Below are 24,927 nucleotides of genomic sequence, written 5' to 3'. Positions count from 1 at the left end.
AGTCCTATTCCCTTCCGCGGGGTGGAGCAGCCCGGTAGCTCGTCAGGCTCATAACCTGAAGGCCGCAGGTTCAAATCCTGCCCCCGCAACCAAACAAACACAAACAGACCTCACACAATTGCAAAAAAACCCCGACGCGGCAGCGTGCGGGGGTTTTGGTGTTTCCTGTCTGTCGGGTCGGTGAGCGAAACAGGGCGATGGCCGCCGTGAGGCGGAGCGATGGCGCTTTCGCGGCGCCATGCTCGTCCCGTTCAAAACCCAAGTTCGCCTACCGAGCCGACAGCACGTCCTCGATGCGGATCGGGAACTTGCGGATGCGGCGTCCCGTTGCGTGCCAGACGGCGTTGGCGATGGCGCCGACGGTACCTGTGATGCCGATTTCGCCGACGCCCTTGACGCCGATCGGGTTGACGATCGGGTCGTCCTCGGGAACGAGGATGGCTTCGAGCGGGGGAACGTCGGCGTTGACGGGGACATGATATTCGGCGAGATCGGCGTTCATGATCCGCCCCGTCCTCTTGTCGGTGATCGCTTCCTCGTGAAGGGCAAAGGAGATGCCCCAGATCATGCCGCCGAAATACTGGCTCTGCACCAGCCGGGGGTTGATGATGCGGCCGGCGGCGAAGGCGCCGATCAGGCGCGTGGTCCGGATCTGCCCGAGATCGGGATCGATCTTCACCTCGGCAAAGACAGCGCCGTGCGAATAGAGCGCGTGGCCGGAGGCGACCGTCGGGTCGCGGTTGGATTTCGCCGTGCCGACGACATCGGAGCGACCGGCTCGGGCGAGGATCTGCGCATAGGTTTCGCTGCGGCTCTCGTCGTCCCGGCGATAGAGCCGGCCACCGCGTGCGGTGAGACCGATATTGCCGGCGCCGAAAAGGGGCGACGTCGGATCGTTGACGGCGAGGTCCGAGAGTTGCGCGATGGCGTCGCCGCCCGCCTGATGGAGGGCAAGGCCGGCGCTGGCGGTGTGGCCCGATCCGCCGGCAACGCCGGCATCGGGCAGTGTCGACACGCCGGAATGGAACGTCACCTGATCCGGATCGAGGCCGAGTGCCTCGGCGGCGATCTGGGCGAGGGCGGTCCAGGCGCCCTGGCCCATGTCGGCCGCGCCGGTTTCCACCAGGGCCGTTCCGTCGGCGCGCAGGGTCGCGCGGGCTTCGGCGGGAAAGTGCGGGCAGCCGAAGACGGCCGTGCCCATGCCCCAGCCGACCAGCAGCCCGTTTTCATCCCGCATCTGTCCGGCCGCACGGGGTCGGCGCGACCAGCCGAAACGCGCGGCACCGTCCTCGTAACAGGTTCGCAGCGCCTTGGAGGAAAAGGGCTTTCCCGTCGCCGGTTCGGTGTCCGCATAGTTCTTCAGCCGGAAGGCGAGCGGATCCATGCCGCAGGCCTCCGCCGCCGCGTCGATCGCAACCTCGAGGGCCGCGGAGCCGGACGCCTCGCCCGGTGCGCGCATCGGGCCCGGCGTGCCGGTGTCGAGCCGGATTCCCTGATGTTCGACGAGGATCGCAGGGCTCGCATAGAGCGGAAGGGATGCGTTGGCCGCCGGCTCCAGAAAGTCGTCGAAGGCGGAGGTGGCCGAGAGCGCGCGGTGATGCAGGGCGGCGAGCGTGCCGTCGCTCGTCATGCCCATGCGCAGGCTCTGCCAGGTCTGGCCGCGATGGCCGACGGGGCCGTACATCTGGGCGCGGGTCAGCGCCAGCTTGACCGGGCGGTTCAGCATGCGCGCCGCGAGGATCGCGAGGATCTGCGGTCCGTTGAGGATCGCCTTGGAGCCGAAACCGCCGCCGAGGAAAGGCGAGCGGATGGTGACGTTTTCCACGGGAATGCCGAAATAGGCGGCGTAGGCGGCGCAGCTCATCGCCAGCGCCTGGTTCGGCATGTCGAGAACGACGCGATCGCCGTCCCAGGCCGCGACCACGGCATGCGGTTCCATGGCGTTGTGATATTGCGGTGGCGTTTCGACGTCGGTTTTCACCGTGATGGCGGCGTTCGCCAAACCGGCCTCGATATCGCCATGCGCCGTCGTCGGCGGTCCGCCGATGCCGACGGCCGGCGGATCGAAGCGTGTGCCGGTGTCCAGCCCGACACGGGCCGGCTCGGTGTCGTATTGCGGATCGAGCAGGACCGCGCCTTGCGTTGCGGCCTCCAGCGTTTCGGCAAGCACCAGTGCGATCGGCTGGTTGGCATAGCGCACGCTGTCATCCTGCAGCACTTCCACGCGAAAGCCGAAGGGCGGCATCTTCTCGTTCGGGTCGTGGAACAGCGGCGGGCGATTGGCCGGCGTCAGCACCTCGACGACGCCGGGATGGGCCTTGGCCGCCGCCACGTTCAGCGAGCGGACACGGCCGCGGGCAATGCGGCTGACGGCCATGACGGCGTAGAGCAGGCCTTCGGGGTGGTTGTCGGCGGCATAGGTTGCGCGGCCGGTGACCTTGAGCAGGCCATCGCGGCGGGTGAGTGGCTGGCCGGCATTGGAGCCGTGGCGGCTGGCGGCGGGCTGGTGTTCGGTCCGGGATGTTTCAGGCGACATGGAGGTCTCCCTTCGGTGCGGGGATGTGCTGTTCCGGGAACGGCGAGGCGGGAAGGGCGGGCATGACCTTCGGCGTGCCATCGCAGGCAAGCGTCAGCGCGCGAACGAGGATGCGGTGGGCAAGCGTGATCTTGAACGCGTTGTCGCCGGAGGGCCGGGCGTCCGCGAGGGCTGCCGTTGCCGCCGCCTCGAAGGCGTCCCGGGTCGGGCGTTGGCCGGCGAGGGCTGCCTCCGCCGCATGTGCCCGCCAGGGCCTGGCGGCGACGGCGCCGAGTGCCAGCCGGGCTGTGCGGATCGTGTCCCCGTCCATGTCGAGCATGGCGGCGGCGGACACCACAGCGAAGGCATAGGATGTGCGCTCGCGCAGCTTCACGTAGCGGGCATGGTTGGAAAAGGCGGCAGCCTCGGGCGGCAGGCGCAGGCCGCTGACGAGGTCGCCGGGCGCGAGGACGGTGTCCACGGTGCGCGTTTCATCGGGAAGGCTGTGGAGGTCTTCGATCGGAATGTCCCTGCGTCCCTCGACACCGTCGATCTCCACCACCGCACCGAGGGCCGCCAGCGGCACGCAGAAATCCGAGGGATGGGTAGCGATGCACTGTTCCGTCCAGCCGAGAACGGCGTGAAGGCGGTTTTCGCCCTGCCGCGCGTCGCAGCCCGCGCCCGGTTCGCGCCGGTTGCAGGCGCTGGCCGTATCCTGAAAATAGGCGCAGCGCGTTCGCTGCAGGAGGTTTCCGCCCACCGTCGCGGCATTGCGCAGCTGGGCGGAGGCGCCCGACAGCAGGGCTTCGGCGATGGCCGGATAGGTGGCGGCAAAGCGGGTGTCGTAGGCAAGGTCGGCATTGCGCACGAGCGCGCCGATGCGCACACCGCCGTCGGGCAGCCAGTCGATACGATCGAGGCCCGGAAGGCGGCTGATGTCGATGACGCGTTCGGGTTGCGTGACGCCGATCTTCATCAGGTCGAGCAGGTTGGTGCCGCCGGCGAGATAGACGGAGCCGGGAACGGCTGCGGCCGTCACGGCCTCCGCGACAGTGGCCGGGCGAATGAAATCGAAGCGGTTCATGCGGCGTTCCTCCCGTGGTCCTGTCCCCCGGCTTTCTGCGACAGGACATGGCCTGCCTCCAGCACGGCCTGGGTGATGCCCTGATAGGCGCCGCATCGACAGAGATTGCCGCTCATCAGTTCGCGCACGCGCTCCGGATCGTCGCCGGCATGGCCTTCGGAGAGGAGACCGACGGCACTCATGATCTGGCCCGGCGTGCAGTAGCCGCATTGCAGACCGTCGCAGGCGATGAAGGCCGCTTGCACGGGATGCAGCTCGGGGCCGTCGGCAAGGCCTTCGATCGTGGTGACGGTGCTGCCGTCGAGGCTTGCGGCGAGCGTGAGGCAGGCATTGATACGCCGTCCGTCGAGGAGAACGGTGCAGGCGCCACACTGGCCGCGGTCGCAGCCCTTCTTGGTGCCGGTGAGATGAAGCCGCTCGCGCAGGAGGTCGAGCAGCGTCACGCGCGGATCATCGAGCGCAATGCTGTTCGGCTGACCATTGACGGTGAGGCTGATGGAGAAAGGCATGGGGTGCTCCAGTCAGGATTGTGGTGTATGGGATAGGAACCGCAGGCGCGGTGGACGCTTTGACGAGACGGGACGAACGCTGGTGAGCCGTCGCATGAGAGGCGGGCGTTCCGATCGACACTGCCGCGCTGTGAGACGCAATATACGGAGGGTGCCTCCGTTTAGCAAGGCCCCCCGCGAAAGTGGCAGGCGACGAGTAAGCAGATGGACCAGGAGACCGCAAAGGCAAGGCGCAAGCCGCGGGCAGATTCGCTTCGCAACCGGGAGCGTCTGCTGAAGGCGGCGACTGCCATCTTCCGCCTTGGCGGGGCGCAGGCGAGTCTCGAGGCCGTGGCCCGGGAGGCCGGCGTCGGCATCGGAACGCTTTACCGGCATTTCCCCACACGCGAGGCGCTGTTCGATGCCGTCTACCGGCACGAAGTGGACCTTCTCGCCGATCTCGCCCAGACGCTTTCGACAGAGGACGATCCGATCGCGGCGCTGAAATCCTGGCTTCAGGCCAATGTCCGCCTCGTCGCGACCAAGAAGGGGATGATCGAGGGGCTGCAACTGGCTGTGGTGGGCTCGTCCGAACTCAAGGCCTATTCCTACGAGCGCATGGTCGGTGCCATCGGCCTGCTGCTCGAACGGGCGGCCGGAGCCGGCATGGTCCGGGACGACGTGTCGCCGGACGAACTCTTACGGACGCTGCTCGGCATCTTCTACAGCCACGGACCGGCCGACTGGCAGCCGACGGCGTTGCGGATGGTCGATGTCTTCGTCGATGGCTTGCGCAAACGCTGATCGTCCTTCGATCCGCATCTGTGCGTCGCGAAACTTTCCGGCTATGGCAGGCCAACCCTCCTCCTTTGCGATTCGAGATCATGCCCGTCTCCCAGTCTTCCCTTCGCGGTGTCGTCATCGCGTTCATCGCCTATGCCGTGTTCGCGTTCAGCGATGCCTCGGTCAAACTCATCGACGGCGCCATTCCCGCCTATCAGGTCGCCTTTGCCGGCGCCGTCTTCGGGCTGGTCATCCTGCCTCTGATCAAGGCGCGCGAGGACTCCTGGCTCGATATCGTTCGAACCTCCAATCGCGCGCTCTGGCTCTTGCGCTTTGCCTGCGGGGCCATCGGCTCCATCGCGTCGATCATCACCTTCACCAAGCTGCCGATGGCGGAGGCCTTCTGTCTTCTCTTCCTGCTGCCGTCCTTCGTGACGATCCTCTCCGTCATCTTTCTCAAGGAAGACGTGCGCTGGCAGCGATGGACGGCCGTCATCGTCGGCTTCGTCGGCGTGCTCATCGTGCTGCGCCCGGGGTTTCGCGAGCTTTCGGTAGGGCATCTTGCCGGTGCCATCGGCGGTTTGAGCGCGGCCATCGCCATCGTGGTCCTGCGCGGCATGGGGCCGACGGAAAAGCGGATGTCGCTCTATGGCGCCGGCCTTCTCGGCGTCCTCGTCGTCAGCGGCCTTCTCATGCTGTCGGATATCGCGATTCCGACACCGATGCAGTGGGTCTTCATCGCCAGCTACGGCATTCTCGGTTCCGCCGGCAACGCGCTGCTGATGACAGCGGCGCGCATGGCACCGGCCAATCTCGTGGCGCCGCCGCAATACAGCCAGATGCTCTGGGCGATTCTCTTCGGCTATTTCATCTTCGACGACACGATCGACCTGCCGATGGCGGGCGGCATCGCGCTCATCGTCTTTTCCGGCCTGCTGACGCTGATGCGGGAGCGCAAGCGCGGCACACCGCTGCCGTCGGCCGTGGTCTCGCCGGACGCGCAGGCCTCGCTCGCCACGGCGGATCCGGAGCCGGACGCACAGGGCTGACACCCGCCCAATGTCGCCTTTGTGATCACCGTCCGGCCCGGGGAGGCAGCATAGGACTGGTCTGCCTCCCGCTCCGCCCTAGCTCCGGCTTATGAATCCGCGCCATGCCATGACGCGGAAATCTCATAAGAACATGGAGCAGAAAATGCTAAATCAGGGCGACCTTGATCTATCCCGGAGGGATCTGCTGATGGCCTCCGCAGCGACCGTCGCCGTCACCGGCGTCGCGTCCAAGGCTCGGGCACAGGCCCAGGCTCCGGCCGGCGCCGGCAAGACCGGCATGCCGGCGGGTGAGACCTCCAGCGTCTCCTTCAAGGTCAACGGACAGGAGCAGACCCTCTCGGTCGACAACCGCACAACGCTTCTCGATGCGCTGCGGGAGCATCTGCACCTGACAGGTACGAAGAAGGGCTGCGACCACGGCCAGTGCGGCGCCTGCACCGTGATGGTGGATGGACGGCGGATCAATTCCTGCCTGTCGCTCGCCATCATGCACGAGGGCGACGAGGTCGTGACCATCGAGGGTCTCGGCGAGCCCGGCAATCTTCACCCGATGCAGGCCGCGTTCGTCAAGCATGACGGCTACCAGTGCGGCTATTGCACGCCCGGACAGATCTGTTCGTCGGTTGCGGTGCTCGAGGAGATCAAGGCGGGCATGCCGAGCCACGTGACAGGCGATCTGACAGCCAAGATCGACTTCAGCCTGGAAGAAATCCGCGAGCGGATGAGCGGGAACCTCTGTCGATGCGGGGCCTACTCCAACATCGTCGACGCCATTGCGGACGTCGCGGGGAGGCCGGCATGAAGTCCTTTACCTATGAACGCGCAACCTCCGTCGAAGCCGCAGCCAAGGCGGCGGCTGCCCATGATGCGGCTCGGTTCATCGCGGGCGGCACGAACCTGCTCGACCTGATGAAGCTCGAAATCGAGACGCCGACCCATCTGATCGACGTCAACACGCTCGGCCTCGACACGATCGAGGCGACACCCGAGGGGGGCTTGCGGATCGGGGCGCTCGTGCGTAACACCGATCTGGCCGCCGACGAGCGGGTGCGGCGCGACTACGGTCTCCTGTCGCGCGCGCTTCTGGCCGGTGCCTCCGGGCAGCTGCGCAACAAGGCGACGACCGCGGGCAACCTGCTGCAGCGGACGCGCTGTCCCTATTTCTACGATACCAACCAGCCCTGCAACAAGCGCCAGCCGGGTAGCGGCTGTTCCGCCATCGACGGCTTCAGCCGCCAGCTCGGCATCGTCGGGATCAGCTCTTCGTGCATCGCCACGCATCCGAGCGATATGGCGATCGCCATGCGGGCGCTCGATGCCGTGGTGGAGACGGTCGGCGCCGACGGCGCGAAGCGCAGCATTCCGATCGCCGACTTCCACCGGTTGCCGGGCGACACGCCACATATCGAGACGGAGCTGAACAAGGGCGAGATCATCACCGCCGTCGTGCTGCCGAAGCCGCTCGGCGGCAAGCAGATCTACCGGAAGGTTCGCGACCGCGCGTCCTATGCCTTCGCGCTGATTTCGGTCGGTGCGGTGATCCAGCCGGACGGGACCGGGCGCGTTGCGGTCGGCGGGGTCGCGCACAAGCCATGGCGTCTCGATGCGGCGGACGAGGATCTGCCGAGCGGTGCCGGCCGGGTGACGCGCCGCTTGCTGCTCGACGCCCAGCCGACGGAACACAATGCCTACAAGGTGAAGCTGGTCGAGCGGACGCTTGGCGCTGTTCTTGCCGAAGCGAAGGGTTGAGACCATGAAGTTCGAGACACCTGCAACACAGAATCCGATCGACCGCATGATCGTGGTCGGCAAGCCGATCGAGCGCATCGACGGACAGCTGAAGACGACCGGCCGCGCAAAATATGCCTATGAGTGGCACGACGAGGCCTTGCCCTATGCCTATGGCTACCCGCTCGGCGCCGCGATCGCCAAGGGTCGCATCCGTGCAATGGATGTGTCGGCGGCCGCCCGCGCACCGGGCGTCATCACGATCGTCACCAGCGACAGCATGCCGGACCTTAAGAGGGCCAAACGCAATACCGCCAAGCTGTTCGGCGGCAAGGAAATCAACCACTACCATCAGGCCGTGGCTGTCGTCGTGGCAGAAACCTTCGAACAGGCACGTGCCGCCGCACACCTCATCAAGGTGGATTACGAGGAGACCAAGGGTGCGTTCGACCTCGAGGCATCGATGGGCAGCGCCAAGAAGCCCGAGGATGGAGAGCCGGATTCCGCGGCGGGCGATTTCGCGCCGGCCTTTGATGCGGCGGCAGTCCAGTTCGACCAGACCTATACGACGCCCGACCAGTCGCACGCGATGATGGAGCCGCATGCCTCCATCGCCGCCTGGGACGGGGACGCGCTGACGGTGTGGACGTCGAGCCAGATGATCGACTGGTGGCGGTCCGACTTGGCGACCGCGCTCGACATGGACAAGGAGAAGATCCACATCATGTCGCCCTTCATCGGCGGCGGCTTCGGGGCAAAGCTCTTCCTGCGGTCGGATGCGGTGCTGGCCGCGCTCGCCGCACGCGCGGCGCGCCGCCCGGTCAAGGTGGCGCTGCCCCGGCCGTTCCTTATGAACAACACCACGCACCGGCCGGCGACGATCCAGCGCATCCGCATCGGCGCCGGGCAGGATGGCAAGATCACGGCGATCGCGCATGAGAGCTGGTCAGGCGATCTGAAAGGTGGCGGGCCCGAAGCGGCCGTGCAGCAGACGCGACTGCTTTATGCCGGCGCCAACCGGATGACCGCAACGCGGCTTGCCGTGCTCGATCTTCCCGAGGGCAACGCCATGCGCGCACCCGGCGAGGCACCCGGTCTGATGGCGCTGGAAGTCGCCATGGACGAAATGGCGGAAAAGCTCGGACAGGATCCGGTCGCTTTCCGCATTCTGAACGACACGCAGGTCGATCCGGAAAAGCCGGAAAAGGCCTTCTCGCACCGCGATCTCGTCGGCTGCATGAGGCTTGGGGCCGAACGTTTCGGCTGGGACAAGCGCAGCGCGCGCGCCGGCACGGTGCGGGACGGCGACTGGCTGGTGGGCATGGGCGTTGCGGCCGCATTCCGCAACAACATGGTCATGCCATCCGGCGCCCGCGTGACGCTCGATCGCGAGGGCATCCTCACCGTCGAGACGGATATGACGGACATCGGCACCGGCAGCTACACGATCATTGCCCAGACCGCGGCGGAAATGCTGGGCCTGCCGCTCGACCGCGTGGCCGTCAATCTTGGCGATTCCCGCTTTCCCGTCTCGTCCGGTTCGGGTGGGCAGTGGGGCGGCAACAGCGCCACGGCGGGCGTCTATGCTGCCTGCGTCAAGATGCGGGAGGCGATTGCCCAGTCGCTCGGCTTCAATGGCGATAGCATCGACTTTGCCGATGGCATGGTGATCTCGGGCGACCGGCGCGTGCCCCTGGCCGATGCCGTCCGGGACGCGCCGCTCGTCGTCGAGGATACGATCGAGTACGGCGATATCTCCGAGGAGAAGCAGCAGTCGACCTTCGGCGCGCATTTCGTGGAGGTCGGGGTCGATATCGCCACCGGCGAGGTCCGCATCCGGCGCATGCTCGCCGTCTGCGCGGCGGGTCGCATCCTCAATCCGATGACGGCCCGCAGCCAGGTCATCGGCGCGATGACCATGGGCGTCGGTGGCGCCCTGTCGGAAGAGCTTGCGGTGGACAAGACGCGCGGCTTCTTCGTCAATCATGACCTCGCCGGCTATGAGGTGCCTGTGCATGCCGACATTCCGCATCAGGAAGTGATCTTCATGGACGAGACGGATCCCATGTCGTCGCCGATGAAGGCGAAGGGCGTGGGCGAACTCGGTCTCTGCGGCGTGGCGGCGGCGATCAACAACGCCGTCTACAATGCCACCGGCATCCGGGTCAGAAACTATCCGGTGACGCTCGACAAGCTGATCGGGGCGCTGCCCCAGATCAGCTGACGATCGAGCTGTCTTTCGCTCTCAAGGCTGGCGCTTCCGTGGCGCCAGCCTTATGTCGTTTCGACGGAAAACAGGAATGGGGAGGAGATCAAAGATGATCCGGCATATCGTGCTTTTGAAGTTCAAGGACAGCGTCTCGGAGGCTGACAAGCAGTCGATCTATCATGATCTGAAGGCGCTCGAGGACCATATCGACGGCATCCGCGCCTTCCATGCCGGACCGAATGTCAGCGTGGAGACCGAGATGATGCGCGGTTTCAACGACGCTTTCTGGTTCGATTTCGACAGCGCGGCGGTGCGCGATGCCTATCTGGTCGATCCGCATCACCAGGCCGCCGGTGCGCGGATCGTCGCCCATACCAAGGGCGGGCCGGACGGCGTCATCGTCGTCGATCTCGAGATCTGATCGGCGCCCGGTCAGGCGCGCAGCGCGCGCTCCCGCTGCTCCGTCCCTTCGCCGGAGTCCGTTTCTGCACCGCCCTGCAAGCCAGCGCTGTCTTCCCGCAGGAACGTCGCGATCGCCGCGGCCAGCGGCGCGTGCACGCGCCGTCCCTCCGTCGTGACGGCGGCGGAGAGGAGACCGTTCTGGCAGGGGCGCTTGTCGTCCCAGCCGGCATGGTTGACGATCGGGTAGAGGCAGAGGCCTTCGAGCGGCACGCCGGCCCGCATGGCGGCCAGAGCCTCCCGCGCGACATAAGTGAACCATGCGGCACGCCGATCGTCCTCGATGCCGGTTTCCGCGATCATCATCGGCTTGCCGTAGCGGGCATAGGTTTCGATGAGGATGGTGCGGAGCGGCTTGTAAAGCGGGTGGCCGATATCGATGGGCGGGCCGCCATGGATCCACTGGTTGTTGAAGTAGTAGTTGACGCCGATGACGTCGAGATAGTGCTCGGCGCCGCCGATCTGCGGCCACATGCGGCCTGAGATCAGGTCCCATCCCTGAAACTGCGACTGGCGATGACCCTCGGCGACCTGCGCCTCCCAGGGCCGCGATGGATCGGTGATGACGTTGATCACGGGGTCGCAATGCACGAAGCGGGCGCGCGGATCGACGGCGCGAATGGCATCCATTCCGGCGATCGCCGCCCGTGCCAGCTGCACCTTCAGCTCGAAGCCGCGACCGTGCGCGAAGGGGTTGAGATAGCCGGCGTCGCCAGCTCCCCAGGAAAAGAAGGAAATTTCGTTGACCGGGCAATAGAACGGGATCGCATCGGTCTCCTCCCGCACGATGCGCGCGCAGGCGCCGGCGAAGCGGGCGAAGCGATCCACGAAATGGGGCGTCCAGATGTCGATATCGTCCGGCCAGCCATAATGCAGCACGTCCCAGATGACCTGGGTGCCCGAGCGGGCGGCGGCCTGCAGCATGGGCCTAACGCTCGACCAGTCGAAGGCGTCGTTCCTCTCGATGCGGTGCCAGCGAAAGCCGTCGCGCACCGTGCGGATGCCGTGGCCCCTCAGCTGACGATAATCGCGCTCGGCGTGGATATCGTGGGCGATGTCGTCGATCATGTCGAGCCGGGGACCGAGAGGCTCCTCCGGCGTCGGGCGCAGGCGATGGGTGGAGCACTCGAACCCGCCCTGGACGAACGACCGGAAGAGACCGGTCGGGCCGCGCGGCACGCGCGTCGCCAGAACCTCCTCGAAAAGACGCTCCCACTGCGGCACCACGGCGTCCACGGCGTAGAGCCGCGCGACCTTGTCCCGCAGGGCCATGCCCAGCGTTTTACGAAGGCGCGGGTCGGCGATCAGGCGGTGGGCGGCGGCGGCCACGGATGCTGGATCGTCATAGGGGACGACGAGGCCGGTGATGCCGTCCTCGATCTGCTGCAGCGCGCCGTTGTCGGGCGTGGCGATGACCGGCAGGCCGGCGGCACCGGCTTCCGCGATGACATGCGGCATGCCTTCGCCACGCGACAGCCAGACGAAGATGTCGAATGCCTGCAGCAGGTCCGCGATCTCCTTCCGGTCGCCGAGGAACTGGAGCACCTCCGACAACCCGAGGGCGGCAGCGCGTTGTCGCAGCGCCACCGCGTAGTCCGGCATGAAGGCATCCGGCCCGCCGACGATGACGAAGCGGGCGTCGTCGTCCTCGGCCTTGAGGAGCGCTGCCGCCTCGATGACCTGTTCGACGTTCTTCTTTGGATCGAGCCGCCCGACCCAGCCGACGACGATATGTCGCTCGGAAAAGCCGAGTTTCGCGCGCATCGCTGCCCGTTTCGAAGGGTCGAAGGCTGAAAGGTCCACCATGGAGGGGATTTCGATCGCATCCGCCTCGCGGCCCGGCATGCGCGCGGCGGCGGCATCGCGGATCGAGCGGCAGACGCCGACATAGCGGGTGGTCAGATGCTTCGGGCCGGCCAGAGCCTCGGAGACGAGGCCGCCATGCTCGATCAGCGGCGGGCGCAGATGCAGGCGCTCCAGTGCCGGGTAGATATCGGCGACGTTCTGGCAGGAGACCACGATGTCGTATCCGGGCACCTTGCCGGCGAGATAGGAGACCGTATCCTCGAACGACATGGCATAGGGCGCGGTGTCCACGGAGACGCCGCATTCCCGCAACTGCTCGTGCGTCTGCTCCGGCATGCCGGGCTTGCGGAAGCAGGCGACGACGTCGATGCGGAAACGCGCGGGATCCAGTGCTTTCGCCAGAAGCCGGACCTCCGTCTCCTCTCCGCCGACGACCAGCCAGGCGAAGACGAAGAGGATACGGATCGGCTGGTTATCCTGTGCCGTCTGCATCATGCGCCGACCTTGAAGACGACCTGCAGGAAGTCGGGGCGATGCTCGACCAGATCCTGAAGGAAGACGGGGCCGTCCTCGAACGGAACCACATGGGTGACCATGTGCTCGCGGATCGCCGCGCCGTCATGGCGCAGGAGATCGACCGTTTCGCGCGCCAGACGCTGGCGGTTCCAGAGGGCCGAAAGGCCGCGCGGCACGCGGTTGATCTGGGCGCAGCGGATGTTGAGGCCGTTGTGGTGGAATTCCTCGCCCAGCCGCAGATGATCCGCACCGCCCTGATAGAAGGCGAGATCGATGACGGTGCCCTGCGGACGCAGAGCCTTCAACGCGGTCTGAAGGCTGCCGGAATGCGCGCGCGTCTGGAAGACCAGATCGGCACCGCGACCGAGGCCGCCATCGTGCCAGCGGGCCTTGGCGTGCTGCCAGGCCTGCTCCTCCGTCATGGCCGTCAGACCCATGGCCTCGGCCTTCGCGCGGCGGAAATCCGAGGGGTCTGTGATGACGACCTCGGAGGCCCCGAGCTTGCGGGCGAAGAGGGCCGTCATCAGGCCGACGGTGCCGGCGCCGATGACCAACACGGGACGGCCGGCAACGCCGGCGCCGAGGGTCGAGACCTGCGTGCCCATGGCTTCCGCATCGGCATGGAGAATGCCGTTCGCGGCGATCGGACCCATCTGCGCGACGAAGATGCCGAGGAGCGGATCGACCTCCGCCGGCATGGGCACGAGGACGTCGTGATACGGATCGGCCGTATGGCCGGTCTTGTGCGCATAGGTCGTCGCGAGCACGTCGCCTTCGGTATAGCCGCCTGCGCGGGATTCCGACACGCGCGCGACTTCCATGTAACCGAGGAAGGGGACGGGATAATGGAGGTCCGGTTCGTTCTCGATGAAGACGCCCCGGCCCGCATCGAAGCGCGACCGGAAATAGGGGTTGGTGTTCTTCAGAAACGTCAGTTCGGTGCCGGCGGACAGGCCGGTGTAGAGCGTTTCCAGTCGCACCTGACCGTCGGCCGGCGGGCCTTCCTCATATTCGAGAATGTAGGCGCGCCCCGGGGCCTCGACGCCGAGCGAGCGGATCTTGCGATGTCCGGGCGGCATTCCGCGGGGTGCTTCCTCCGGGCGCGGCTGGAACCGGAGCGGTGCCGGCGGTGTCCGGGCGATCGTGGGAAGGTCGAGATGGACGGCCTCGCCGCTGCGCGATGAGGCGACGACGGCCAGGGCGAGGCGGTGCGTGGCGACGGCGTCGGCATAGGGGCAGCGGATGCGGTCCTCGCCGCCGCGCACCGCATCGATGAAGTCGCGATCCTCGCGCCAGACCGGATCGCCGTCCGCTTGGCGAACCGGTCGTCCGCGACCGACATCGACCATGATGTCGCGATCGGTCAGCTCAATGGCGAGCTTGTCGGCAAAGATGTGCAGGCCAACGCGATGGCTCCAGCCGAGAAGGCAGGTGGAGGCGATGTTGGCGACGACGCCGGACTGGAAGGTGAGGCTGGCGGTGCTGACGGTCGGCACGTCGAGACCGGGGAACTCCTGACGTTCGGCATGGCCGGCACGGCCATAGACCTCCGTCACCTCGCCGATGAGGAAGCGCGCGAGATCGAGAAGGTGGGTGGTCTGCTCGACCATCTGCCCGCCCGACTTGTCTTTCCGCCACCACCATTGCGGCGGCGGCGTCGAATCCAGCCAGTAGCCCGACAGGAGCTGCGCGGGATTGTCGGCCAGCAGCGCACGGGCCTCCTCGACCGTATCGAGATAGCGCCAGTGATAGCCGACGGCCGTCACGAGGTTCTTCGCCGCAATGCCGGCCGCGATCTCTTCGGCGAGCGCGATATCGAGCGACACGGGCTTTTCGACGAAGAAGGGAATGCCACGGTCGATCAGGTCGCGCTCCGGTGCGCCATGGGCGAAGGGCGGCACGCAGATATAGACGGCGTCCAACGCCTCGGCGTTCAGCATGTCGCTATGGCCGGTGAAGGATTTCGCGCCGAAGCGACGGGCTGCGGCGTCGGCACGCGCCGCATCCGGATCGGCAAAGGCGACCAGTTCGACATCGTCGAAGCTTGCGAGAATGTCGAGATGACGGTGGGCGATGCCCCCGACGCCGATAAAGCCGAGGCGGGTCTTTTGCATGGAGTGGTCCTTTTGCAGGGCTGGGTTCGGCGTGAGGAACGGCCGGTACACGGAGGCGGTTTCCGCGGCCATTCGTGCGGCGGAGAAGTGCTGGCGAAAGCGGTCGCGGCCGGACTGTCCGACGGCGGCGCGATGGGTGGGATCATCGAGAGCCCGGGTGATCATGTCGGCAAGCGAGGCGGGATGTCCGGGCTCGGCGAAGAAGGCGTGATCCTCGCCCAGCGCCTCCAGGGTCCCGCCGATCCGCGTGGCGACCACGGGCACGCCCAGCGACATGGCCTCCAGCACGGCAAGCGGGAGACCCTCGAAAAGGGAGGGAAGAACGAACAGATCGGCGATGGCATTGAGATCCGCGATATCGTCGCGGTGGCCGAGGAACCGCACAGCATCCGAAACGCCGAGATCCGACGCCAGAGCCGCCACGCGCGCCTGTTCCTCGCCGGATCCGACGAGGAGAAGGACGGTGGCGGGATGACGGTCGGTGATCGCGGGCAGGGCGCGGATCAGGGAAGCGTGATCCTTCTGGGCGGAAAAGCGTGCGACCGACAGGAGGACGATGCGCCCGGAGAGGCCCATGGCGGAGATCGTCTGCGCGCGTGGAGCTGCCGGTTCCAGCGGAAAAATGCCGTTGCGGACGACGGTGATGCGCGAGGGCTCGACCTGATGGTCGAGATAGGTTTCCCGCGAGGCTTCGGACACGACGATATGGTGGGCGAGGGCCGCCGTTTGTGCGCGGTAGTCGGCCTTCTGGTCGGGGTCCGTGAGGAGATAGGGCAGGTGTTCCGTCCGGATGACGGGAATGCCCGTCGCCGTGCCTGACGCTGCCAGCCCGTGGCCTTCCCAACCGATGCCGGCATGGACATGCATGAGATCCACGTTCGCCTGCCGCAGCCATGCCTGCAGCTTGTCGCCCGGTGCCAGATCCTTGACGGCAAGCCCCTGCCGCGCGGCCTTGGTGAGCAGAGGATTGGCGTTTTCGGGATCGGCGACGATGATGACATCGTGATCGTGCGACAGCCCCCGGGCCAGTGCCAGCATGTGCTCGCCCAGCCCGGAAGGGTCACGGCTGTCGGTTGCAAGGACGATGCGCGGGCGTCTTGCGGATTGCTCAGGCATGGGGTGCCGGCTGCTCCGGTGCCCGTGCCGCAAGCGATCCGGTAGCCTCGGCCGGCAGGGGCGCGGGTCCGCCCATGGACTGCTCGATCAACAGGCGCATCTTTCGTGCCGTATCGTCCCACGAGGAGCCGGCGAGAAGAGCATCGACCGGCTCCAGCCAGAGCCCGGACCCCTGCCGCAGAGCCAGCGCCGCGGCGCAGGCATCGACGAAACCACTGGCATCCGCCGCGATGAAGACGCCGGGGACCTCGCCATAGCTGCGAATGACGTCGGTGATGGGCGTGCTGACGACCGGCCGTCCCGCGGCCAGATATTCCGGCGTCTTGGTCGGGCTGATGAAGCGCGTGGCGTCGTTGAGCGCAAAGGGCATCATGGCGATATCCCAGCCCGAGAGGTAGGCCGGCAGCTCGGCATAGCTCTTCTGCCCGAGATAATGGATGTTGGCGGCGCGCGGCAGGTCGTCCTGCGAGATCTTGACCACGGGGCCGAGGAAAACGAGCGACCAGTCGGGGCGGGCAGCGGCGATATCGCGGATCAGGGAAAGATCGAGCCGTTCATCGATGACACCGTAGAAACCGAGCCGCGGCCCCTTGATGCCGGCCTGATCGGGCGGCGAGGCCTGACTGTTGCGGGCGCTGCGGAAATGATGCGCATCGACGCTCGAGGGAAAGGCGTGGAGATTGTCGTGGCGGTCGCGCTTTGCCTCGTAAAGGCTGTAACCGCCGGTGAAGACGACGTCCGCCCGCGCCAGCAGCGCCTGTTCCATGGCTTTCAACTGCGGCGGTGCGAATTTGAAATTGGCGAGTTCGTCCATGCAGTCGTAGACGACGGCTGCCGCATCCACATGGCGGGCAAAGGCGAACATCAGCGGCGTGTAGAACCAGAGGATCGGCTGGCGGCCGCCTTGCAGCGCCAGAAGATCATCGAGCAGGCGTGCCAACGCGGTTTCGCGCTGCTCCTCGCTCCACCAATGCGGCACGCGCGGGCGGATTGCCTTGACCGTGGTGCCGGCGAAGGGATGAATTTCGAGATAGGCCAGATGGTGGTCGGTCGGGATGAATTCCTCGAAGAAGAAGACCTGCCGATCGGCGGCAAAACGCTGCATGAGATGCTGCGGCCTCTGGAGCACGAAGTCCCAGCGAAGATGAGAGAAACAGACGAGCGGTGCGTCGGTGCAAAAAATGCCCTCGGAAACCTTTGAAAACGCACCCAGTAAATTCATCGAGCTCCCTTCCGTCAAGCTTGCAGGGAACTGAGTGGACCTCTCTAGGTTCCAGAGGCGGACGGTCTTTTTTTGTAAGCACTGGGCATCAGAGATTCCAGTTTCCGGATCGCGTGCGGCCAGGTCCAGTTTGCCTGGACGACGGCGCGGGGACTGAAGCTCGCAAGGGTCTCCAGCATCTCGGACATGACGAGGTGGAAATCTTCCGCCGAGGCCGTTCGGCCGGTCTGCGGTGTGATGAACTGCCGTCCGCAGGAGAGCGCGCTGTTGGCGAGAACGGGAAGGCCGGCCAGCATGTATTCCGTGAGAATCGCGGGCGCTCCATCATCGACGCCGCAGACCACACCGATGCGCGCCGTGTTCATCAGCCGGTTGACCTCTTCGAAGGGCACGCCCGGCGGCTCGATGATATCGACCGAGATGCCGCGATCGGCAATCTGCGCGCGAAACGTGTCGGTCAGCTCGCCGTAACCGCAGACGCAGAGCGCCCGCAGCGTGCGTGGCAGCTTCGCCATCGCATCGAACAGGATGTCGTGACGCTTGTAGCCCTGAGCGGCGGCGACATAGATGATGTCGTAGGTCTTCGCCACATCGAGCGGATGGAACGTCGTGTCCGAGGCGAATTCAGGTCCGATCGGCAGGATCGCGGTCGGCATGTCGGGGTGGCGCTCGCGCACGGCATCCGACTGCCACGGGGCGCCGGTGAGGATCAGGTCGAAATGCCGGCTGACGTCCGGCGGAATGCGCAGGGCCGGCGCATCGATCGAGTTGTAGATCTTGAAGCTGTCGCGACAGGCGAGAAGGATATCCTCGCTCACGCCGAGGCCCCATACGCAGAGAATGTGCGGCGCGCCGAAGGCGGCGATATGACCGAGCATATCATTGGACGCGAAAGGTGCATCCGGGCCGTTCATGCGGAAGACGCGGCGCTTCAGGTGCGGGCTCGGGCCGGGGCGCGTTTCCGGCGGTTGGCAGCCGCGCCAGTGCGTCCAGATCTCGGCGCTCTCGGCGAGCCCCGCCTTCAGACAGGCGAGCGGCAGGCGTTCGATATAGCCGCCATCGACAGCGATCCGATCGCGGTCGGCGACCTCTTCGGGCGGGCTGCCGCGCCGTCCCGACGCCCAGGCCGCGTGCGCTTCCTTCACCGTCTGAAGGGGTGCGTCATCCGGTTGTCCGTCCTGGAAGTCGCTGATGACGACGATGCGTCTGCCTGTCATGGACGGAATACGCCTTCTCGTGTCCAAACGCGTTTCGCTGGGGCCGTCTCAGTCGATGGTGCAGGTGCGGCGCGGTCCGCCATAGGGCTGGTAGGTGTCGTCGTAGGCGCGATAGGAGGCATAGCGCGCCTGACACTGACGAATGTGATCATTCGTCACCTGTTCGGCCGACGGCGACATCCGGCCGATATCGTCGGTGGAGGCGACATCCATATAGGGAGAGACACAGGCCTTCCGTTCGCCGCTATAGGCACTGTAGCTGTTGTCGTCTGCGCTGTAGGACCGGTAGCGCTGTTCGCACCATGCCTGATGCTGGGGATTGCCGATGGCCGGACCCTGCGCCCCTGCGAGATCGCTTTCCGCAACGGGTACGCCGGGCTCCGTCTTGTCGATCTCTGCGGAGGCATTCTCGCTCGCGATGGCCGGCTGGGACACGGCAAGGCTGTCGGAGGATGCCAGATCCACGGGCGGTGCCGCGGGCGCACGCTCGAGACCGCGGTCGGCGCTCACGACGCGCTTCGGCTCGGACGACCAGAGATCGGCCACGTTGAGATTGCCGAGGGTTTCCGTCGCGGGCTTCGCCATCAAGGCGGATGCGCTGAGGAAACCCGCGACAAAGAGCGTCATGGCGACGGTGAGGAAGAAAGCGAGCGCGGCCGTGGCTTTCATGATGATGCTCCTGACATGCAGAGAAACGTGGCGATCCTCAAAGAATCTGCCCGTCAACGCATCGTGTGGCGCAGAGTTCCGACAGCTTTCGCGTGTTGAAAACATCAAATGTTAGGAGGATACGATGTGCCCTGAGCGCACTTCGCCGTCGCGCGGCCAAACCGGCGGTCAGACGCTCTTGAGGTAGAGCACGATCGAGGTTGCCATGCTGCTGACCGTGGCGAGCACGACGATGCCGACGAGCACGGCGAAGATGATTTTCGCCCGGCGGGAAGGCGGGGCGTCGTGGTCAAGATCATGGTTGGGCATGCGCTATCTTGGCCGATCCCGCCACCTGCCGTCAATGGCAGGCGGCGTCATCGTCCAGCGACGGATTGGCGCATGGGTTCGCGAGACCGGTGTCAGGCCTGCCACTTCAGCAGGATCGTCGACAGCGGCGGCAGCGTCAGCGACAGCGACTGCGGCTTGCCGTGGGCGGGATGATGCTCCGTCCACGCCTCGACATTGCCGAGATTGGAGCCGCCATAGACGCCGGCATCGCTGTTGAACACCTCTTGCCACCGGCCTTCCGCGGGCACGCCGATCCGGTAGCCCTGTCGCGGCACCGGCGTCATGTTGGAGACGGCAAGGATCATCGAGGTTCTGTCCTCGCTGACGCGCAGCATGCCGAAGATGGAATGCTCGGCATCGTCGGAGACCGCCCAATCGAAGCCCTGAGGACGCAGGTCGCCATATTGCAGAGCCGGCTCCCCGGCATAGAGGCGGTTCAGGTCGCCCACGAGCCGCTGCATGCCGGCATGTTCCGGCCGGTCGAGCAGATCCCAGACGATCGAGGCGTCATGGTTCCACTCCGTTTCCTGCGCGATCTCGCCGCCCATGAACAGCAGCTTCTTGCCGGGATGGGCCCACATGAAGCCGAAATAGGCGCGCAGGTTGGCGAGCTTCTGCCAGGCGTCGCCCGGCATCTTGCCCAGCAGCGAGCCTTTGCCGTGCACCACTTCGTCGTGGGACAGCGGCAGCATGAAGCGCTCCGAATAGGCATAGACCATGCCGAAGGTCATCTGTCCGTGGTTGTAGCGCCGGTACACGGGGTCTTCCTCCATGTAATGCAGCGTGTCGTGCATCCACCCCATGTTCCATTTGAAGTCGAAGCCGAGGCCGCCATTCTCGACCGGCTGGGTCACGCCCGGCCAGGCGGTGGACTCCTCGGCGATCATGAGCACGTTCGGGCAGCGCTGATGCACGATGCTGTTGAGGTGCTTGAAGAACTCCACGGCTTCGAGGTTCTCCCGCCCGCCATATTCGTTCGGGATCCACTCGCCGGCATTGCGGCTGTAATCGCGGTAGAGCATGGAGGCGACCGCGTCCACGCGCAGCGCATCGATATGGTATTCCTCCAGCCATTCGAGCGCGCTGGCGATCAGGAACCCTTTCACCTCGTTGCGGCCGAAATTGTAAATGAGCGTGTTCCAGTCCTTGTGAAAGCCTTCCCGCGGGTCCTCATGCTCGTAGAGGGCGGTGCCGTCGAAGCGGGCGAGGCCCCAGACGTCGGTCGGGAAGTGGGCGGGCACCCAGTCGAGAATGACGCCGATACCGGAAGCATGGCAGCGATCGACGAAATAGGCGAAATCCTCGGGCGTACCGTAGCGTCCCGTCGGCGCAAAGAGGCCGAGCGGCTGGTAGCCCCAGGAACCGCCAAAGGGATATTCCATGATCGGCAACAGCTCGATATGGGTGAAACCGAGACGAGCGGCATACGGGATCAGACGCTGGCTAAGCTCGATCCAGTCCAGCGGACGGTTCCCGTCTTCGGCGATGCGCAGCCAGGATTCCAGATGGACCTCGTAGACTGAAATGGCCGCTTCTCCATCGCGGATGTCCGTCTTCCGGCGCATCCAGTCGTCGTCGGTCCAGGGATAGGGCGTTGCGGAGGCGACGATGGAGGCCGTCGCGGGGGCCGCCTCGCTGGCGCGCGCGATCGGGTCGGCCTTCTGTGCAAGGACGTTGCCGGCCGCGTCGATGATCTCGAACTTGTAGCGTTCGCCCTTGCCGAGACGCGGGATGAAGATTTCCCAGACGCCGGCCGAGGGGCGCAGCCGCATCGGATTGCGGCGTCCGTCCCAGGCATTGAAGTCGCCGACGACGGAAACGCGCCGCGCATTCGGGGCCCAGACGGCGAACCGCACGCCCTCGACGCCATCCACGTCCATCTCGCGCGCGCCGAAGGTTCTACCGAGACTGTAATGCGTACCCTGCGAGAACAGGTGAAGGTCGAGATCGCCAAGCAACGGACCGAAGGCGTAGGGGTCCTCGGTTTCCTGCACGGCCTCCGGCCAGGCAATGCGCAGCCGGTAGCGGGGCAGGTCGGTCAGGGCGGCGAAGAGGCCGGCGGGGTGAACGAGCTCGAGGCTCGTTGCCACGGCACCGCTTGCCGGGTCGAGCAGGTCGATCCCGACGGCACCGGGCATCAGCACCCGGACGATGGTCCGGTCGGCATGCGGATGGGGGCCGAGAACGGCGAAGGGGTCGCCGTGGCGTCCGTCGACAAGGGCATTGATGGCATCGGGATCGATACCCTGGAGAAGATCGAGGCGTTCCAGCATCAGGCGTTGCTTTCCGAAAGTCGGCGCACGATGGCAGAGAAGCCAGCGAGCGGGATGGGGAGCCATTTCGGCCGGTTGCGGGCTTCGTAGGCGATTTCGTAGGCGGCCTTTTCCAGAAGGAAGAGGTCGAGGATGCGCGTGCGGATCGCGTCCGGCATGCGCAGGTGGTCGGATGTCTCGGTGACGGCGAAGTAGCTGGAGAGAAACGCCACCTCTGCCTTATCGATGAAGGCGCGGATCAGCGCCGTCCGCCGGCCGTCGTTCGGTTCGGCCACGGCCTCGGTGTCGAGGTCGGCCGTCGCGCCGAGGTAGCTCAGCGACCGCAGGAGGCCGGCGACATCGCGCAAGGGGTTGGTCTTTGCGCGACGCTCTTCCAGATCCCGGGCCGGTTCGCCTTCGAAGTCGATGATATAGGCATCGGCTTCCGCAACGAGGATCTGTCCGAGGTGAAAGTCCCCGTGATTGCGGATCATCAGCGTGTCCGCTGCGCTATCGGCAAGGGCTCCGATCGAGGCCAGGAGCGTGTCGCGCCCGTCGATCAGCATCGCGATCTCGCTGCCCAGCGCCGGATCGACGTCGGCGCGTGCCCCGCCAAGGATGTCCAGACCGTCCGAAATCTGGCCGACCACCTGACGGCGAAGAGCCTCGACATCGCCCGGCCCGGCGTGAACCGGTGCAAAGGCGTCCTCGTCGGTCGGTGTCGCCAGCGCGACATGAAGTTCGCCCAGACGCGTGCCGACATTGGAGACGAAGTCCATCAGCGGCGAGAACAGGCCGTCCTGAACCTCGGCAGGGGCGGTGTCCGAGACGGAGGTCAGCGTATCGTCGAGCGTGCGGCGCAGCGTGCTCAGCATCCAGGTCCAGGCATCGCCCTGATTGCGAATGGCGCCCTGGACGATGATCAGCGTCGAGCGCGTGCCATCCGGCGCGATGCGGGCGATTTCGCCGAGCAGCGGCGCGGTGTTGGCGTAGCCGACGCTGGTCAGGTAGCGCGTCATCTCCACCTCCGGGTGGATGCCGGAGAAGATGTGACGGATGAGCTTGACCATCGCGATATCGCCGACGATCAGCGAACTGTTGGACTGCTCGGCCGACAGCCAGTGGATCGGCAGGTCGTCACTGACCTCGATGCCATCCAGCCGCTCGGTTCCGACGAATTCCAGCGTGCCGCTGCGCCCGGAAATCTGGGTGCGTTCGCGCAGACCCTTGAGGACGCCGCGGGCAAAGGGTTCGACCGCAAAGCCATCCGTGAGAAAGCCGACGCGGCGGCCTTGACGAAGACGGGCGAGGGCCAGCTGCTGGGCGAGGGCCGGGGGATTGGCATCGTCCCAGGCGATGGCGAGCGGCAGCATGTAGGTTTCGGTATGGCCTTCGAGTTCCGCCTCGAGTTCGCCGAGCAGGATGTCGTGCGGGAAGCCCATGGGCAGGGCGCTGACGATCGTCGCACGATGCAGCGTCTCGCCCTTGGAGCCGAACCAGCGGCGCTTGGCGAGATAGGAGGGGAGAACGTCGCGGGAGAGAACGCCCGACAGACGGGGCTCCTCGACCACCTCCAGAAGATCGCGGCGCAGGACCATGGTCGCGAAATCGGGAAGTTGCTCCGGCGGATCGTTGCGCCATGTCGGGCCGTCGGCTTCCGCGACGAGCTGGAACCAGAAGAAGCCGTAAGGCGGCAGCGTCAGGAGATAGGTGAGCTGGCCGATCGGGGGGAAGGGCGACATGCCGGTGAGCTCGATCGGCACGCGGTTCTCGAATTCCGAGAGATCGAGCTCGACCGCCTGCGGCAGGCGCGAGAGATTGAAGACGCAGAGGATCGTGTCGCCTTCATACTCCCGGAGATAAGCGAGGATCTTGCGGTTGCCGGGTTTGAGGAAACGCTGCGTACCCCGGCCGAAGGCGATGTGACGACGGCGGAGCGCCAGCATGTGGCGCGTCCAGTTGAGCAGCGAATGGGCGTCCGCCGACTGCGCCTCGACGTTCACGGCCTCATAGCCGTAGAGCGGATCCATGACCGGGGGAAGGACGAGGCGGGCGGGATCGGCGCGGGAAAAGCCGCCATTGCGATCCGGCGACCATTGCATCGGCGTGCGCACGCCGTCGCGGTCGCCGAGATAGATATTGTCGCCCATGCCGATCTCGTCGCCGTAATAGATGACCGGCGTGCCGGGCATGGAGAGGAGGAGCGCGTTCATCAGCTCGACGCGGCGGCGATCACGCTCCATCAGCGGCGCAAGGCGGCGGCGGATGCCGAGATTGATGCGGGCGCGGCGGTCGGCGGCGTAGATGTTCCAGAGGTAATCCCGCTCCGCATCCGTCACCATTTCGAGCGTCAGTTCGTCATGGTTGCGCAGGAAGATCGCCCACTGGCAATTGTCGGGAATGTCGGGCGTCTGGCGCATGATGTCGGTGATCGGGAAGCGGTCTTCCTTGGCGATCGCCATGTACATGCGCGGCATCAGCGGGAAATGAAACGCCATATGGCATTCGTCGCCGCTGCCGAAATATTCGTTGGTATCCTCCGGCCACTGGTTGGCCTCGGCCAGCAGCATGCGGCCGGGATGGCTCTTATCCAGGGCGGCGCGGATCTGCTTCAGGATGTCGTGGGTTTCGGGCAGGTTCTCGTTGTTGGTCCCCTCGCGCTCGATGAGATAGGGGATGGCGTCCAGCCGGAATCCGTCGATCCCCGTCTCCAGCCAGAAGCGCATGACGGACAGCAGCTCTTCCAGAACGCGCGGATTGTCGAAGTTCAGATCCGGCTGATGGGAGTAGAAGCGGTGCCAGTAATAGGCGCCGGCGACAGGGTCCCAGGTCCAGTTGGATTTTTCCGTATCGAGGAAGATGATACGGGTTTCCGGGAACTTCTGGTCCGTCTCCGACCAGACGTAGAAATCGCGCTCGGGCGAGCCGGCCGGCGCGTTGCGGGCGCGCTGGAACCACGGGTGCTGATCGGAGGTATGATTGATGACCAGCTCGATGATGACGCGGATATCGCGTGCGTGCGCCGCTTCCACGAAGGCGCGGAACTCGTCCATCGTGCCGTAGTCGGGGCTCACATCGCCGTAGTCGGCGATGTCGTAGCCGTCGTCCCGTCGCGGCGACGGGAAGAAGGGGAGCAGCCAGATCGCGGTGACGCCGAGCGAGGAGATATGGTCGAGCTTCTCCTGCAGGCCCTTGAAGTCGCCGATGCCATCGCCGTTTCCATCGTGAAACGACTTGATGTGCAACTGGTAGATGATCGCATCCTTGTACCAGAGCGGGTCCGGCGATCCGCTTTCACTGGGGGTGTGCGGACGGATGCCGCTGTCTTCCTCGACCTGATCGGTGAGCATATCCATGGCGTTTCCTC

At 65.8% G+C, this 24,927-nt stretch carries 16 protein-coding genes, 1 tRNA gene and 1 pseudogene; 7 read left to right on the top strand and 11 right to left on the bottom strand.

Features of this window, described 5'->3' with window-relative positions:
* The first annotated feature begins 15 nt into the window (after positions 1–15).
* Positions 16–92, top strand: a tRNA-Met gene (locus LRX75_RS22360).
* A gap of 176 nt (positions 93–268) precedes the next feature.
* On the opposite strand, the gene LRX75_RS22355 is transcribed toward LRX75_RS22360, so the two are convergent.
* Genes LRX75_RS22355 through LRX75_RS22345 form a run of 3 tightly spaced genes read right to left on the bottom strand, consistent with a single transcriptional unit; the run spans position 269 to position 4,108 of the window.
* Positions 269–2,536, bottom strand: a complete 2,268-nt coding sequence (locus LRX75_RS22355; RefSeq protein ID WP_231816794.1) for a xanthine dehydrogenase family protein molybdopterin-binding subunit — start codon at positions 2,534–2,536, stop codon at positions 269–271.
* Positions 2,526–3,599 (bottom strand): FAD binding domain-containing protein, encoded by a 1,074-nt coding sequence (locus LRX75_RS22350; protein ID WP_231816793.1) that lies wholly within the window; start codon positions 3,597–3,599, stop codon positions 2,526–2,528. The genes LRX75_RS22355 and LRX75_RS22350 overlap by 11 nt, the downstream gene beginning before the upstream one ends.
* Positions 3,596–4,108, bottom strand: a complete 513-nt coding sequence (locus LRX75_RS22345) for a (2Fe-2S)-binding protein (protein WP_231816792.1) — start codon at positions 4,106–4,108, stop codon at positions 3,596–3,598. The genes LRX75_RS22350 and LRX75_RS22345 overlap by 4 nt, the downstream gene beginning before the upstream one ends.
* Positions 4,109–4,312: 204 nt before the next feature.
* Between LRX75_RS22345 and LRX75_RS22340 the strand changes: the two genes are divergently transcribed.
* The 6 genes from LRX75_RS22340 to LRX75_RS22315 all read left to right on the top strand — a co-directional run bounded on the left by LRX75_RS22340 (position 4,313) and on the right by LRX75_RS22315 (position 10,280).
* Positions 4,313–4,891, top strand: a complete 579-nt coding sequence (locus LRX75_RS22340; RefSeq protein ID WP_231816791.1) for a TetR/AcrR family transcriptional regulator — start codon at positions 4,313–4,315, stop codon at positions 4,889–4,891.
* Positions 4,892–4,971: 80 nt separating this feature from the next.
* Entirely contained in the window at positions 4,972–5,919 is a 948-nt protein-coding gene (locus LRX75_RS22335) for a DMT family transporter (RefSeq protein ID WP_231816790.1), read from the top strand.
* Between the two features lie 133 nt (positions 5,920–6,052).
* Positions 6,053–6,724, top strand: coding sequence for an aldehyde dehydrogenase iron-sulfur subunit PaoA (gene paoA, locus LRX75_RS22330; RefSeq protein ID WP_231816789.1), 672 nt, complete (start codon positions 6,053–6,055; stop codon positions 6,722–6,724).
* Positions 6,721–7,671 carry an FAD binding domain-containing protein gene (locus LRX75_RS22325; RefSeq protein WP_231816788.1) on the top strand — a complete coding sequence of 317 codons (951 nt, stop codon included), beginning with the start codon at positions 6,721–6,723 and terminating at the stop codon, positions 7,669–7,671. The genes paoA and LRX75_RS22325 overlap by 4 nt, the downstream gene beginning before the upstream one ends.
* Positions 7,672–7,675: 4 nt before the next feature.
* A complete protein-coding gene (paoC, locus tag LRX75_RS22320) occupies positions 7,676–9,874 on the top strand; it encodes an aldehyde oxidoreductase molybdenum-binding subunit PaoC (RefSeq protein ID WP_231816787.1) in 2,199 nt (732 codons plus the stop codon).
* Between the two features lie 94 nt (positions 9,875–9,968).
* The gene (locus tag LRX75_RS22315) at positions 9,969–10,280 is read left to right on the top strand and encodes a Dabb family protein (RefSeq protein WP_231816786.1); all 312 of its coding nucleotides are present in this window, start codon (positions 9,969–9,971) and stop codon (positions 10,278–10,280) included.
* Positions 10,281–10,291: 11 nt separating this feature from the next.
* On the opposite strand, the gene LRX75_RS22310 is transcribed toward LRX75_RS22315, so the two are convergent.
* The 8 genes and pseudogenes from LRX75_RS22310 to treS all read right to left on the bottom strand — a co-directional run bounded on the left by LRX75_RS22310 (position 10,292) and on the right by treS (position 24,910).
* The gene (locus LRX75_RS22310) at positions 10,292–12,619 is read right to left on the bottom strand and encodes a glycosyltransferase family 4 protein (RefSeq protein WP_231816785.1); all 2,328 of its coding nucleotides are present in this window, start codon (positions 12,617–12,619) and stop codon (positions 10,292–10,294) included.
* Positions 12,616–15,870 (bottom strand): glycosyltransferase, encoded by a 3,255-nt coding sequence (locus LRX75_RS22305; RefSeq protein ID WP_231816784.1) that lies wholly within the window; start codon positions 15,868–15,870, stop codon positions 12,616–12,618. The genes LRX75_RS22310 and LRX75_RS22305 overlap by 4 nt, the downstream gene beginning before the upstream one ends.
* A gap of 73 nt (positions 15,871–15,943) precedes the next feature.
* Positions 15,944–17,092: pseudogene (locus tag LRX75_RS22300) on the bottom strand (glycosyltransferase family 1 protein); the annotation flags it as partial.
* A gap of 44 nt (positions 17,093–17,136) precedes the next feature.
* On the bottom strand, positions 17,137–18,309 hold the full coding sequence (locus LRX75_RS22295; RefSeq protein ID WP_231816783.1) for a glycosyltransferase: 1,173 nt from the start codon (positions 18,307–18,309) through the stop codon (positions 17,137–17,139).
* 48 nt (positions 18,310–18,357) lie between these two features.
* Positions 18,358–18,978: a BA14K family protein gene (locus tag LRX75_RS22290; protein WP_231816782.1), complete on the bottom strand. Its 621-nt coding sequence runs from the start codon at positions 18,976–18,978 to the stop codon at positions 18,358–18,360.
* Positions 18,979–19,146: 168 nt separating this feature from the next.
* Complete coding sequence (locus LRX75_RS22285) at positions 19,147–19,287, bottom strand: hypothetical protein (protein WP_231816781.1); 141 nt, start codon at positions 19,285–19,287, stop codon at positions 19,147–19,149.
* Positions 19,288–19,379: 92 nt separating this feature from the next.
* Positions 19,380–21,581, bottom strand: a complete 2,202-nt coding sequence (glgB, locus tag LRX75_RS22280) for a 1,4-alpha-glucan branching protein GlgB (protein WP_420851251.1) — start codon at positions 21,579–21,581, stop codon at positions 19,380–19,382.
* Complete coding sequence (gene treS / locus LRX75_RS22275) at positions 21,581–24,910, bottom strand: maltose alpha-D-glucosyltransferase (RefSeq protein WP_231816797.1); 3,330 nt, start codon at positions 24,908–24,910, stop codon at positions 21,581–21,583. Before treS ends, glgB begins: the two co-directional genes overlap by 1 nt.
* Between the last annotated feature and the right edge of the window lie 17 nt (positions 24,911–24,927).

It is taken from the genome of Rhizobium quercicola (assembly GCF_021168455.1).
GTDB lineage: Bacteria > Pseudomonadota > Alphaproteobacteria > Rhizobiales > Rhizobiaceae > Ferranicluibacter > Ferranicluibacter quercicola.
Note: the sequence above shows the minus strand (reverse complement) of the source record. Positions and strands in the feature narration are given on the sequence as shown.

Coding starts and splice junctions, on each gene's coding strand:
- LRX75_RS22335 (WP_231816790.1), top strand. CDS start 4,972: ATGCCCGTCTCCCAGTCTTCCCTTCGCGGTGTCGTCATCGCGTTCATC.
- LRX75_RS22290 (WP_231816782.1), bottom strand. CDS start 18,978: ATGAAAGCCACGGCCGCGCTCGCTTTCTTCCTCACCGTCGCCATGACG.
- paoA (WP_231816789.1), top strand. CDS start 6,053: ATGGAGCAGAAAATGCTAAATCAGGGCGACCTTGATCTATCCCGGAGG.
- glgB (WP_420851251.1), bottom strand. CDS start 21,581: ATGCTGGAACGCCTCGATCTTCTCCAGGGTATCGATCCCGATGCCATC.
- LRX75_RS22355 (WP_231816794.1), bottom strand. CDS start 2,536: ATGTCGCCTGAAACATCCCGGACCGAACACCAGCCCGCCGCCAGCCGC.
- LRX75_RS22350 (WP_231816793.1), bottom strand. CDS start 3,599: ATGAACCGCTTCGATTTCATTCGCCCGGCCACTGTCGCGGAGGCCGTG.
- LRX75_RS22345 (WP_231816792.1), bottom strand. CDS start 4,108: ATGCCTTTCTCCATCAGCCTCACCGTCAATGGTCAGCCGAACAGCATT.
- LRX75_RS22305 (WP_231816784.1), bottom strand. CDS start 15,870: ATGCCTGAGCAATCCGCAAGACGCCCGCGCATCGTCCTTGCAACCGAC.
- LRX75_RS22340 (WP_231816791.1), top strand. CDS start 4,313: ATGGACCAGGAGACCGCAAAGGCAAGGCGCAAGCCGCGGGCAGATTCG.
- treS (WP_231816797.1), bottom strand. CDS start 24,910: ATGCTCACCGATCAGGTCGAGGAAGACAGCGGCATCCGTCCGCACACC.
- LRX75_RS22310 (WP_231816785.1), bottom strand. CDS start 12,619: ATGATGCAGACGGCACAGGATAACCAGCCGATCCGTATCCTCTTCGTC.
- LRX75_RS22285 (WP_231816781.1), bottom strand. CDS start 19,287: ATGCCCAACCATGATCTTGACCACGACGCCCCGCCTTCCCGCCGGGCG.
- LRX75_RS22315 (WP_231816786.1), top strand. CDS start 9,969: ATGATCCGGCATATCGTGCTTTTGAAGTTCAAGGACAGCGTCTCGGAG.
- paoC (WP_231816787.1), top strand. CDS start 7,676: ATGAAGTTCGAGACACCTGCAACACAGAATCCGATCGACCGCATGATC.
- LRX75_RS22295 (WP_231816783.1), bottom strand. CDS start 18,309: ATGACAGGCAGACGCATCGTCGTCATCAGCGACTTCCAGGACGGACAA.
- LRX75_RS22325 (WP_231816788.1), top strand. CDS start 6,721: ATGAAGTCCTTTACCTATGAACGCGCAACCTCCGTCGAAGCCGCAGCC.